This is a genomic window from Leucobacter sp. NPDC058333 (assembly GCF_042726155.1).
Classification (GTDB): Bacteria; Actinomycetota; Actinomycetes; order Actinomycetales; family Microbacteriaceae; genus Leucobacter.
This window is the reverse complement of sequence record NZ_JBHXHV010000001.1, coordinates 1320504-1332215: the sequence shown is the minus strand read 5'-3', so window position 1 is coordinate 1332215 and position 11712 is coordinate 1320504. Positions and strand designations below refer to the sequence as shown.

Here is an 11712-nt window from a genome sequence, read left to right as displayed (position 1 = left end):
GAGCGGGGGAATGACGCGGTCGTGGGCGGGGATCCCGCGCCCGTCCTCGCTCAGCCGTGCGCCGACAGCGATGAACGCGAGGCGTCGCCCACCGCGACCACCGTGAGTGGCCGGGCGGCGAGAATACCCGCGACCTCGCGAATGTCGGCGGGAGTCACCGCGGCGAAGCGTTCAAGCGAGGTATCGAGGTCGAACAGCTCGCCACTGCCGAGTTCGGCGCGCGCGAGTCGCCCCATCCGGGTGTCGGAGTCCTCGAGTGCGAGCGCTGTCGATCCGGCGATTTGACCGAGCGCGCGCTCAAGCTCATCAGCGGAGATTTCAGTATCGGCGAGCTTGCGCAGCTCGACGCGGCTGAGCTCAATGACGTCGGCGGCCTTCTCTGGAGCCGTTCCCGCGTACATCGCGAACAACCCCGAGTCAGAGTAGCTCGCGCCAAACGAATAGGCAGTGTACGCGAGCCCGCGCTTCTCGCGAATCTCCTGGAATAGCCGGCTCGACATGCCGCCTCCGAGCACCGAGTTCATGATGCCGTAAGCGAAGCGGTGCGGATCGTTCGCGCTGAAGCCGTGCGTGCCGATCAGCAGATTCAACTGCTCTGAGGGACGCTCGGTGATCTGCACGCGGGGCTCCGCGGTCATGGCCGAATCGAGCGACGCGGCCTCGCGCACAGCCGTGTCGACCAGCTGCGTGCGGCGCACCGGCGCGGCGCTGCCGTCCGTGTGCCAGCGGGTCTCGGGCGATGCGTTGAGCGCTGCCACGATTTGGGCGACGAGCTTGTCGTGATCAACTGCTCCGGCGGCGGTCACCACGAGCGTCGACGGATCGTACCGATCGCGGTAGTGCCGATCGACGTCTGCGCGGTTCGCTTCCTTGATTGTCTCGGGCCAGCCGCCAATCGGACGACCGAGCGGGTGCTCGCCGAGCACTGCCTCGAAGAACCGCTCGTTGGCAACGTCGGCGAGATCGTCGGCCGCCATTGCGAGCTCCTCGAGGATCACCCCGCGCTCTGTCTCGAACTCTTCACCGTCGAGCACCGAGTTCGCGACCATGTCGCTCAGCATCGTGACGGCGACGTCGAGGTCAACGTCGCGCACCTTCGCGTAATAGCAGGTGTACTCCTTCGCGGTGAGCGCATTGTGCTCGGCGCCAATCCGATCGAATTCGGTGGCAATTGTGAACGCGTCGCGCGTCGGAGTCCCCTTGAACAGCAGGTGCTCAAGAAAGTGCGTCGACCCCAAGCTGCCGGGGGCGTCGGGGCGCTCAGCCTGTTCGTCGCGCGAGCCAACGCCAATCCAGAATCCGATCGACGCGCTGCGTGCGCCCGGCATGCGCTCGGTCAGCACACGGAGCCCGCTCGGATGCACGGTGCGCCGCACCAGCCCGCCTCCCAAATCGGCAGACAGTTCGGCTTGATCGAGGGGCAGTTGGATCGGTTCACGCATGCGTCTCAGCCTAGGCCCTCGGTGCCGGTGGTGTGCTCGGTGGGGTGCCCCGGTCCCCCGGACCCGGCTTCGGCCCGCTCCGCCGTGCTCCGCCGCTCCGGCCACCCGCCGCTCCGCCCGCTCCGTTCCGGCCCGCTCCGGCCCGCTCCGCTCCGGCCCGCCCCTGGAGGCGACAGAAACTCCGCTTAAAACCCGGTTATCCCCGGAGTTTCTGTCGCCTCCATGAATCGCGGGGCCCGAACCGCGCCTGGTGGCGACAGAAACTCCGCCTAAAACGGGTTTATGGGCGGAGTTTTTGTCGCCTCCAGGGGGGGGGGAAGGGACGGGCGGAACGGGCGGAACGGACGGGACGGGCGGGACGGGCGGAACGGGCGGGACGGGGAGGATCGGTGATCTCGGGCGCCGAGTTATCCACAGCGGCTCGCTTGCACGGTCGTTTCTCGCACGGGTCTGTGGAAACTGTAGGCGCCACTTTTCGATCCTCGTCAGGCTTTCGGCATGCGGAAACTCTCCCCGATCCCCCACCTCACAGCCGACCCGAAAACAGTTCACGATCTCCTCGCCGCGGGCACACCCCGGTGGCGGTTACACGCCGCTGACGTCGAGCGACCGATACACGGTGTCGTCATGCGGCAGCACAACCTGCCCGCGACATCGAAGCTGTACCTCGGGCTCGCACTCAAGCTGCATCGCGGCCAGTTCTTTACGCGACGAACTGCTGCGCGCATGCACGCGATGCCGGTTGCCCGCACGAGCGACGATCGCATCGAGCTCGGGGCTATCCGCCCCTCCCGGCCGTTGCGACGACCGCAAACGACTGGACACCAACTTCGCCCTGGAGCGCTCGGCCGAATACCCGAGACGTCTCCGTGGCTCCCGAGTATTCCGGATACGTGGTGCCTCCTCGCCCAGGTCGCGGGCCGCGCCGAGTTACTCGCCGCGGGAGACTGGGCGATATCAGGCGTGTCGCGCTTCGACAGGCCTCCATCAACACGACGCGGGCTTGTTGCGGCGGCTGCGAGGTTTGCCGGTACGAACGGCACTGAACTTCGCCGAGAGATTTTGCCGCTCATTCGAGTTGGCGCCGAGTCACCGGCCGAGAGCGAGCTGCGGCTAGTACTCGCAGACGCCGGGCTGCCTGAACCAACGATTCAGTGTCCTGTGCGCGTCGCCGGTCGGACTCTTCACGCCGATCTCGGGTACCCGGCCCTCAAGATCGCGATCGAGTACGAAGGGGCGTATCACTTCGGCAGTGATGCGGTAGAGCAGGCCAGGCGCGACATCACGCGAGTTCGTGCGATGGAGGCCGCCGGATGGCGAGTGTTCAGGGTCACGTCACACGACCTGCGCAATCCGACGGCGCTCATCCGCGAGCTTCTCGCCGCAATTGACGCTGCTGAACGTGTCAGCGAGGAGTGAGAGCGTGCGCACGCATCCCGCAGGCGACAGAATGTCCGCCGAAACGAGCCTTTTAGGCAGAGTTTCTGTCGCCTCCAGGCGGGTTGGGGGCGGCTCACACGCGGCGGTAGGTGGTGCCCGGTGCACGCGGCCCAGAACCAGCGATGCCCGCCGGGTCCCGCGAGAAGCGGGGCCCGGCGGGCATCGGTGTCGAGCTGAGCGGTTACTCTGCTGCGGGAGCCTCTACGGCGCCCTCAGCGGGAGCAGCAGCTGCCTGCTCCTCGAGCACGGGCTCGAGCGAGAGCTTGCCGCGATCATCGGTCTTCGTGATCTTCACGAGGATCTTCTGACCGACAGACAGCACGTCGTCAACGCTCTCGATGCGCTTTCCGCCAGCGAGCTTGCGCACCTCAGAGATGTGCAGCAGGCCGTCCTTGCCCGGGAGCAGCGAAATGAACGCACCGAACGCGGCGTTCTTCACGACCGTACCCAGGTACTGCTCGCCCACCTCGGGGTTCTGCGGGTTGGCGATCGCGTTGACCTGCGCACGAGCAGCCTCAGCTGCCGGGCCGTCGGTCGCGCCGATGTAGACGGTGCCGTCATCGTCGATGGAGATGTCAGCGCCAGTCTGATCCTGGATGCCGTTGATCGTCTTGCCCTTGGGGCCGATCAGCTCACCGATCTTGTCGACCGGGATGTTGACCGTGATCACGCGGGGCGCGGTCGGAGCCATCTCGTCGGGGACGTCGATCGCTTGGTTCAGCACACCCAGGATCGTGAGGCGGGCCTCGTGAGCCTGCGTCAGCGCGCCCTTGAGCACGTCAGCGGGGAGGCCGTCGAGCTTGGTGTCGAGCTGAATAGCGGTGATGAACTCGGAGGTGCCAGCGACCTTGAAGTCCATGTCGCCGAGTGCGTCCTCGGCACCGAGAATGTCGGTGAGGGCGGCGTAGCGGGTCTCACCATTGTGCTCGTCCGAGACGAGGCCCATGGCGATGCCTGCGACGGGTGCGCGCAGCGGCACGCCCGCGTTCAGCAGCGACAGGGTCGAAGCGCAGACAGATCCCATCGAGGTGGAACCGTTCGACGACAGCGCCTCAGAGACCTGGCGAATCGCGTAGGGGAAGTCCTCGCGGCTCGGCAGCACCGGCACGAGTGCGCGCTCGGCCAGGAAGCCGTGCCCGATCTCGCGACGCTTGGGCGAACCAACGCGACCGGTCTCACCGGTCGAGTACGGCGGGAAGTTGTAGTGGTGCAGGTAACGCTTGCTGGTGATCGGCGACAGCGAGTCAATCTGCTGCTCCATCTTCAGCATGTTCAGCGTGGTGACGCCCAGAATCTGGGTCTCACCGCGCTGGAAGATCGCGGAGCCGTGCACGCGCGGGATGACCTGAACCTCTGCGTCGAGCGCGCGGATGTCGCTCGTGCCGCGACCGTCCATGCGGACGCCCTCGGTGAGCACGCGGCTACGCACGATGTCCTTGGTGACCGACTTGTAAGCGGCGGAAACCTGGCCGTTAGCCGAATCGGGAAGGGTCCCGGCCTCGACCTGCGCGGCGATGCCCTCCTTGACGCGAGCCTTCAGTGCGTCGTCAGCGTTCTGGCGCTCCTGCTTGTCAGCGATCTGGTAGATCGGAGCAAGCTCAGTGCGTGCGAGCGCGTCGACCGCGGCGAGCACCTCATCGGTGTACGGGAGGAAGACGGGGTAGTCCGCGATCTCCTTCGCCGACTGCGCTGCGAGCTCGGACTGAGCCTTGCAGAGCTGCGCGATGAACGGCTTCGCCGCATCGAGACCAGCTGCAACAACGGCCTCGTTCGGCTTGGTTGCGCCTCCGCGAATGAGCTCCCAGCTGTGCTCAGTGGCCTCAGCTTCGACCATCATGATCGCGACGTCGTCGTTGCCGTTCTTGTCAGTGACAACACGGCCAGCCACGACGAGGTCGAAGACCGCGTCCTTCAGCTGCTCGACGTTCGGGAATGCAACCCACTGATCACCGATCAGGGCGAGGCGCACGCCTGCGATCGGGCCAGAGAACGGGAGGCCCGAGATCTGGGTCGATGCGGAAGCAGCGTTGATTGCCAGCGCATCGTAGAACTCGCCCGGGGCGATCGACAGCACGGTGATAACAACCTGGACCTCGTTGCGCAGACCACTCACGAAGGAGGGGCGCAGCGGGCGGTCGATCAGGCGGCAAACAAGGATCGCCTCGGTCGAGGGGCGGCCCTCACGACGGAAGAACGAGCCGGGGATCTTGCCCGCAGCGTACGAACGCTCTTCGACGTCAATGGTCAGCGGGAAGAAGTCGAAGTGATCCTTCGGCTGCTTCGAGGCGCTGGTTGCCGAGAGGAGCATTGTCTCCTCGTCGAGGTACGCAGCGACTGCGCCCTGGGCCTGCTGCGCGAGCCGGCCAGTTTCGAAACGGATGGTGCGCTTGCCGAATGTGCCATTGTCGAGCACAGCTTCGGCGAACTTGATTTCAGGACCCTCCACGGGTTCTCCTTACTCACGAGAGCACGCGACGGACAGTCGGATCGCGCAGCCTGCTGCTGCGGACGACCGCGGATGCTGATGTTCAGTAGACGACCACCCTGCGCAGCGCTGCTCGCGAAACCAGAGGGATCCACCACCGAAGACCAGCCCGCCAGCCGGCGTGCTCGGTTCTTCGTTGACACGGGCAGTTGCCCGCAGTCACAGAATAGCACCAGGGGCTGGCAAAGCGCAGGATCATGCCGCTCCAGCTTCCAACCGCGCAGTGCCGCCGCGCGGCGTTCAGATCCCTGCATTGCCGTGCTGCTCGCCGATCAGGTTCGCAGCGAACATACGCTCGAGGCACTCGCCCGACAGCCCGGCACGGCGAAGCGCCCGCAATTTCGCGATCGCGGCCTCGGCGGTGAGATCCGCTCCCCCAATCACGCCCACCGCGGCGAGCGCCGCGCCGACCGCGTAGCGTGTGAGGTCAACCTCGCCGTGCTCGCACCGCGTGACGGCGAGCACCGGCGTTCCGCGGTCCCGCGCTTCGCGCAGCACAGAGAGCGCCGCGGAGTGAACGAGCGGCGCGGTGCCCGCGCCGTAGCACTCGAGCACGAGGCCATCCGGAAACACCTCGAGTGCGGTCGCGAGCAGAGCCGCCGGGAGCCCCGGAACCATCGTGAGCATGCCGATGCGGGGTGCAGGCGCGCGGGCGGCGCGCGAGAGCGCGCTTGCGAGCTCATTACTCACTCCGGCAGCGGGGGCCACCAACGGGCGGCGCGCGACAAAAGCGTCGCACTGCTCGCTCGACCGCTTCACGGCCCGGACGGCGGGCAGAATCGCACCGCCGAAGACGATCCGCACGCCGCCGGTATCACTCGTCATTGCTTCGGCGAGTGCATCGCCGAAGTTCCCCTCCGCGTCTCCGGCCGGGGTACCAAGCGGGTGCTGAGCGCCAGTGAAGACGATCGGAATCGCGAGATCAGCGACGGCGAATGCTGTCTGGGCGGCGCTGTGCGCAAGTGTGTCGGTACCGTGCACCACGAGCACGCCCCGAAATCCCCCACCCTGAGTCTCGCCCGCGGCGACCCGCTCGCGAATAATGTCGGCGATCTCAAGCGCTGTGCCGTGTCCGGCTTCGGCGCTATCGATGATGCGTTCGGGCTCGACGAGCTCCCAGGCGATCGCCTGTCCAAGGTGCGCCGACGAGGTCCGCATCAGCGTTTCGAGTTCAACGTGGAGATCCGCCTGCGCCGCGAGGCCGTTGCCCGCGTCGCGCATGCCGAATGTGCCGCCGCAGTACACCAGCAGCAGGCGGGTCGGCCGGCCTTCCTCGCTCACTGGTCGTTGTGCCCGGGCGACCGGTCATCGTGCTCAAGCGCTGCGTCCGGGATCGCGAACGCTGCGGTGAACGCTGACGCGTTGATCCGGCGTCGCACGATGAACCAGCCCAGCACCATGAGCACCACAACACCGAGGAAGACAAGCAGCGTGATCTGGCCCACGGCAGCATCGAGCGCCATCAACACCACGATCAGCACTAAGAAGACGAGGGTGACTGCGTTGGTGACCGGCGCGAACGGGAGACGGTAGTTTGGCCTCGACTCACCGGTGCGCCGTGTGCGCCGCACGTACAGCCAGTGGCAGACCATGATCGATGCCCAGGTGCCCACAATGCCGATCCCCGCCAGGTTTAGCACGATGTCGAACGCGCGAGCGGGAACGATGAAGTTCAGTCCGACGCCGAGCACGCCGATCGCAGCCGTGATCATGATGCCACCGTACGGAGCGCCGGCCTTGTTCAAGCGTTTCGCAAAGGCGGGCGCCGTGCCCGCGACCGCCATCGAGCGCAGCGTGCGCCCGGTCGCGTAGAGGCCGGCGTTCAGGCTCGACATTGCCGCGGTGAGCACGACGACGTTCATGATGTCGCCCGCGTACGGTACGCCGATCGAGTTCATGACGGTGACGAACGGGCTCTCCGAACCCGAGTACGCGTTCCACGGCAGCAGCAGCGTGAAGAGAATCACCGACCCGGCGTAAAACAGCACGATGCGCCACATAATCGAGTTCACGGCCTTCGGGATCGCCGCGCGTGGATTCTCGGACTCGCCCGCTGCGACCCCCACCATTTCAGTGCCGCCGAATGCGAAGACCACACCGAGAGCGATCACGAACATGGCTCCGACGCCGTTCGGGAAGAAGCCACCATTGTCGGTGATGAGCGAGAAGCCAGGGGTGTGACCGTCGACCGGCGTCTGCGTGACTACGAGGAAGATACCGATGACGCCGAACGCGACGATTGCACCGACCTTGATGATCGCGAACCAGTACTCCATCTCACCGAACAGCTTCACCGACGCGACGTTCATAGCGAAGACAATCGCGAGTGCGATGAGCGCGAGTAGCCACTGCGGCACGGGCACGAAGACTGCCCAGAAGTGCATGTACAGCGCCACCGCCGTGATGTCGGCGATGACCGTGGTTGACCAGTTCAAAAAATAGAGCCAACCAACGGCGTATGCACCTTTCTCCCCCATGAACTCGCGGGCGTACGAGACAAATGCACCCGACGACGGCCGGTACATCACGAGCTCGCCCAGCGCCCGCACCACGAGAAACGCGAAGAGGCCGCAAATGATGTAGACGAATGCGAGCGAAGGACCGGCGATCTCCATGCGGCCGCTGGCGCCGAGGAATAGGCCGGTTCCGATCGAACCGCCGATCGCGATCATCGTGAGGTGACGGCGCTTCAGCCCTCGGTGATACCCGTCATCGCCCTGGTCGACCGCTGCCGCGACAGCGACGGGTGAGTCCGTCGGCGTCGCTTCATTCGAAAGAACTTCGTCGTTCATGAGTCGTGACCCTTCTCTGCGTCAGCGGCGGCGCGCCCTCGCGAACCTGTCCGGCTGTCAGACAGATTACCTGAATGAGGGAAAAACTCAATATTCTTATCCCAGTAGATCCGCGCCGACGCCGACACTCGACCTGCGAGCCCGCGTTGCGCTCCCGAAAGGTCACTCATGCACTCCCCCGTACAGCGCGTCAGCGCGACCGAGGCCGCCTTCCGCGCAATCCGCGATCTCATCGACGACGACGCGATCACCTCTGGCGATCGGCTTCCAGGCGAACTCTCTCTCGCGAAGCAGTTTGGGGTCAGTCGGTCGGTCGTACGTGAAGCGCTCCACGCCTGCTCAACGCTCGGTCTCACGGAGACGCGCAGTGGCAGTGGCACGTACGTCGTCTCAAAGACGCCCTCCGGCGTGTCTGAGTTCGGCGGGTTCGACCCCGACGAGCTGATGGAGGCGCGCATTCACGTCGAGGTGCCGACGGCCGGGCACGCCGCGGAGCGGCGCACCGACGTGCAGCTCGAGGCGATGCAGCGACTGCTCGGCCGCATGCTGGAGACGACGGTGCTACACGAGTGGGTGCGGCTCGACCGCGACTTTCACACCCTGGTTGCTGAGGCGAGCCACAACTCGGTGCTGCTCAGCATCACAGCATCGATGCGCCGGTCGCTCGACCTGCAGTCGGAGTTTCTCAACATCACGCAGGCACGACAGCTCGACTCAGACGTCGAGCACGCCGAGATTTACGCCGCCATTGAGGCTGGCGACCGGCTCGGCGCCGAGCGCGCAGCGCTGCAGCACATCGACGCGGTTGCGTCGGCGATCCGCGCGGGCCGGTAGCGCACGAAGTAGCGCAACCGGTGAAGCAGGAAGTAGCGCAGGAAGCCGGGCAACAAGCAAAAGGTGGGCGCGGGCTCAATGCCCGCGCCCACCCACCCAGCCAGTGCTACAGCGTGTTGATGCTGATGGTGTGCAGGCTCTCAGCGCCGATGGCGCCGCGCAGTGCGCCGATCAGAGCCTCTTCGACGGGAGCGTCCACCGAGAGCACTGAGAGCGCGGTGCCGTGCTTCTCGTCGCGGGCAATCTGCAGACCGGCGATATTCACGCCGGCCTCACCGAGCACGCCACCGTACGTCGCGACGATGCCGGGACGGTCGACGTAGCTGAAGACGATCAAGTGATCCGGGATCGGCAATTCGACCTCGTAGCCGTTGATCTCAACGATCTTCTCGACCTGCTTGGGCCCGGTCAGCGTGCCAGAAACCGAGATCGGCGTACCGTCGGTGAGCGCTCCGCGAATCGTGATGACGTTGCGGTAGCTCTCGGAGAGCGAATCGACGGTGAACCGTACGTCAATGTTGCGCTGCTCAGCGAGCAGCGGCGCGTTCACGTATGAGACGGGCTCGCTGACGACCTTCGAGAACAGCCCCTTGAGGCCCGCGAGGCGAAGCGCGTGCACATTGTGCTCGGCGAGTTCGCCGTGCACCTCGATGTCGACCGACGCAATCGCACCATCGGCGAGGCCAGCAAACACCTGGCCAAGCTTCTCGGTGAGCGGAAGGCCCGGGCGCACGTACTCATCGATTGCGCCACCGGCAAGGTTGACCGCGTCGGGCACGAGATCACCCGCGAGTGCGAGCCGCACCGATTTCGCAACCGACACCCCCGCCTTCTCTTGAGCCTCATCGGTCGAAGCGCCGAGGTGGGGCGTCACGTTGACGTTCGGCAACCCGGTCAGGCGGGTGTCGGCCGGGGGCTCCTGCACGAACACGTCAAGAGCGGCACCCGCAATCTCACCCTGAGCGAGGGCGTCAGCGAGGGCATCCTCGTCGATGAGCCCACCGCGTGCAACGTTCACGACGTAGGCGGTCGACTTCATGGCGCGCAACTGCTCCGCGCCGATCATGCCGAGCGTCTCGGGGGTGCGGGGCATGTGAATTGTCAGGAAGTCAGCGCGGCTCACGAGTTCGTCGAGCGACACGAGCTGCACGCCCAGCTGCTGCGCACGAGCCGCTGCAATGTAGGGGTCGTATGCGATCAGGTCGACGCCGAAACCGCGAAGTCGCTCGGCAATGAGGGCACCGATGCGGCCGAGCCCGATAATGCCGACGGTCTTTTCGAACAGCTCGATGCCGGTGAACGACGACCGCTTCCATTCGCCCGCAGACAGCGAGGCGTGGGCACGCGGCAGGTGCCGAGCGAGCCCGAGGATGTGCGCGACGGTCAGCTCAGCGGCGCTAATGATGTTGGAGGTCGGCGCGTTGACGACCATCACACCGGCCTGCGTCGCAGCCTTAATGTCGACGTTGTCGAGACCCACGCCGGCGCGGGCGATGACCTTCAGCTGCGGCGCCCAACTGAGCGCCTCCGCGTCGATCTGAGTGGCGGAGCGCACCAGCACTGCGTCTGCGGTGCCGAGCGCCGAGCGCAGCGCGTCGCGGTCAGTACCGTCGACGTGCACCACCTCGAAGTCGGGGCCGAGAGCGGCGATGGTTGCGGGCGAAAGTTGTTCGGCGATCAGCACGACCGGCGCAGACATCAAGCAAATCCTTCGGGTTGAAAACGAGGAAAATACGCGCAGCGCACGCAGGTCACCAGTCTAGCCCCGCAGATCTCGACAGCTTCGAGCTATGCGAAATATGACGACTCGGGAATGACGTGCATCATGTCGATCTGCCACGCCGCGACGAGCGCTATCCCGGCGGCGAGCAGCAGCAGCCGCGTAGCGGCTGCCCGCCGACGCCCGAGTAGCAACGCGACAATGAACACCAATGCCGGCATTGCCACACCCACGATGAGCCAGAGAGTGCCGGATCCGCTCAGCCCCGTACCGAGCGCCGCACCGAGCCCGGTGACCCCGACGAAGTTCCCGATGCCGGCGACTATCGCATACAGGTACAGCAGCGACAGCAACAGACCGACTACCCAGGCAGCAATACGCTGTGTCATCGGTTATGCCCCTCTCGCGATGAGCATCGGCAGAGGCACGAGTACCACGGCGCCGATCACGAGCAGGATCGCGAGACGCTTCGTACGTCCCCCGCGACTGAAGGCGAGTGCCAGGAAGAACCACAGCGGCGGAGCGAGCGGCGCCGCCCAGAAAATGACCTGCTGCAGCACGCCGCCGATCACGCCGCTGCCCGCCGCGGTCACCGCGTTCACGGCCGAGTACGCCTGCGCGACGATGAACCAGCCCCAGGTATACAGCAGATAGAGGCCACCGAAGACGCCGAGCACGACGAGGCCGCCGTTTGAGATCTGTGGCCGCGGCTCGCCCGCCCCGACCTCCGTCTGCGCGTCGGCGACGACGCCCGCTTCGTCAACCGCATCGCTCGCGGAATCCTCCGCGGATCCGTCGACGGGCAATGGGACCCGGTCACCGGTTGGCTGCGGCGATCCGGGTGTCAGATCGACCTCCGGTTCGCCCTCGACGGTCCATCCGCTCACGAGCGAGCTCTCCCGAGATTCCCGTGACGCGCGGCCCGGCTTGTGTTTCATGGCTCCAGGGTATCCGTTCGCTCACTTTGAGACTGCCGAGAGCGGCCTCCATGTGGATATG

General features: G+C 65.8%; 9 protein-coding genes. 2 read left to right on the top strand and 7 right to left on the bottom strand.

The genetic code is table 11. The features are described 5' to 3' along the window. Positions 1-50: 50 nt before the first annotated feature. The gene (locus tag ACFWHR_RS06260; RefSeq protein ID WP_382447404.1) at positions 51-1442 is read right to left on the bottom strand and encodes a M16 family metallopeptidase; all 1392 of its coding nucleotides are present in this window, start codon (positions 1440-1442) and stop codon (positions 51-53) included. Between the two features lie 498 nt (positions 1443-1940). Here ACFWHR_RS06260 and ACFWHR_RS06255 point away from each other — a divergent pair, with 498 nt between their 5' ends. Next, positions 1941-2861 (top strand): endonuclease domain-containing protein, encoded by a 921-nt coding sequence (locus ACFWHR_RS06255; protein WP_382447403.1) that lies wholly within the window; start codon positions 1941-1943, stop codon positions 2859-2861. Positions 2862-3063: 202 nt separating this feature from the next. Here the strand turns inward: ACFWHR_RS06255 and ACFWHR_RS06250 are convergent, their stop codons facing one another. The 3 genes from ACFWHR_RS06250 to ACFWHR_RS06240 all read right to left on the bottom strand — a co-directional run bounded on the left by ACFWHR_RS06250 (position 3064) and on the right by ACFWHR_RS06240 (position 8159). Continuing rightward, complete coding sequence (locus ACFWHR_RS06250; protein ID WP_382447402.1) at positions 3064-5328, bottom strand: polyribonucleotide nucleotidyltransferase; 2265 nt, start codon at positions 5326-5328, stop codon at positions 3064-3066. Positions 5329-5607: 279 nt separating this feature from the next. Beyond that, positions 5608-6648: an asparaginase domain-containing protein gene (locus ACFWHR_RS06245; protein ID WP_382447401.1), complete on the bottom strand. Its 1041-nt coding sequence runs from the start codon at positions 6646-6648 to the stop codon at positions 5608-5610. Then, a complete protein-coding gene (locus ACFWHR_RS06240) occupies positions 6645-8159 on the bottom strand; it encodes an amino acid permease (protein WP_382447400.1) in 1515 nt (504 codons plus the stop codon). The genes ACFWHR_RS06245 and ACFWHR_RS06240 overlap by 4 nt, the downstream gene beginning before the upstream one ends. A 168-nt stretch (positions 8160-8327) precedes the next feature. Between ACFWHR_RS06240 and ACFWHR_RS06235 the strand changes: the two genes are divergently transcribed. Continuing rightward, complete coding sequence (locus ACFWHR_RS06235) at positions 8328-8993, top strand: FadR/GntR family transcriptional regulator (RefSeq protein WP_382447399.1); 666 nt, start codon at positions 8328-8330, stop codon at positions 8991-8993. 106 nt (positions 8994-9099) lie between these two features. On the opposite strand, the gene serA is transcribed toward ACFWHR_RS06235, so the two are convergent. The 3 genes from serA to ACFWHR_RS06220 all read right to left on the bottom strand — a co-directional run bounded on the left by serA (position 9100) and on the right by ACFWHR_RS06220 (position 11651). Then, positions 9100-10692 (bottom strand): phosphoglycerate dehydrogenase, encoded by a 1593-nt coding sequence (serA, locus tag ACFWHR_RS06230; protein WP_382447398.1) that lies wholly within the window; start codon positions 10690-10692, stop codon positions 9100-9102. A gap of 89 nt (positions 10693-10781) precedes the next feature. Further along, positions 10782-11102, bottom strand: coding sequence for a hypothetical protein (locus ACFWHR_RS06225; RefSeq protein ID WP_382447397.1), 321 nt, complete (start codon positions 11100-11102; stop codon positions 10782-10784). Between the two features lie 3 nt (positions 11103-11105). Beyond that, a complete protein-coding gene (locus tag ACFWHR_RS06220) occupies positions 11106-11651 on the bottom strand; it encodes a hypothetical protein (RefSeq protein WP_382447396.1) in 546 nt (181 codons plus the stop codon). Positions 11652-11712 lie beyond the last annotated feature (61 nt).

Bases quoted from the DNA above. Each gene is read 5' to 3' on its own strand.
- ACFWHR_RS06260 (WP_382447404.1), bottom strand. From the start codon at position 1,442: ATGCGTGAACCGATCCAACTGCCCCTCGATCAAGCCGAACTGTCTGCC.
- ACFWHR_RS06225 (WP_382447397.1), bottom strand. From the start codon at position 11,102: ATGACACAGCGTATTGCTGCCTGGGTAGTCGGTCTGTTGCTGTCGCTG.
- ACFWHR_RS06240 (WP_382447400.1), bottom strand. From the start codon at position 8,159: ATGAACGACGAAGTTCTTTCGAATGAAGCGACGCCGACGGACTCACCC.
- ACFWHR_RS06220 (WP_382447396.1), bottom strand. From the start codon at position 11,651: ATGAAACACAAGCCGGGCCGCGCGTCACGGGAATCTCGGGAGAGCTCG.
- ACFWHR_RS06235 (WP_382447399.1), top strand. From the start codon at position 8,328: ATGCACTCCCCCGTACAGCGCGTCAGCGCGACCGAGGCCGCCTTCCGC.
- ACFWHR_RS06255 (WP_382447403.1), top strand. From the start codon at position 1,941: ATGCGGAAACTCTCCCCGATCCCCCACCTCACAGCCGACCCGAAAACA.
- serA (WP_382447398.1), bottom strand. From the start codon at position 10,692: ATGTCTGCGCCGGTCGTGCTGATCGCCGAACAACTTTCGCCCGCAACC.